Origin of the sequence: Bacillus sp. SIMBA_154, from assembly GCF_046536015.1 — a bacterium.
Lineage (GTDB): Bacteria > Bacillota > Bacilli > Bacillales > Bacillaceae > Bacillus > Bacillus pumilus_P.
This window is the reverse complement of sequence record NZ_JAWJBV010000623.1, coordinates 1-239: the sequence shown is the minus strand read 5'-3', so window position 1 is coordinate 239 and position 239 is coordinate 1. Positions and strand designations below refer to the sequence as shown.

Annotated in this window: 1 pseudogene; it reads right to left on the bottom strand. The window is 51.5% G+C overall.

What is annotated here, in order from left to right:
• Positions 1-239: pseudogene (locus R0K30_RS23375) on the bottom strand (hypothetical protein); the annotation flags it as partial.

Genomic DNA, 239 nt, shown 5'->3' with positions numbered 1-239 from the left:
AGTCAGACCCGCCATTGAGCTGACGGCGACATCCACGATGTCCACACCCGGTTCAACAGCTTTGGCATAGAGAAAGACGCCATTGCCGCTCGTATCATGCGTGTGAAGATGAACGGGAATATCAATCGTTTCCTTCAGCGCTGAGATAAGTTCGTATGCGGCTTGAGGTTTCAAAAGACCGGCCATGTCTTTAATACCGAGAATGTGCGCACCAGACGCCTCAAGCTCTTTCGCCATAG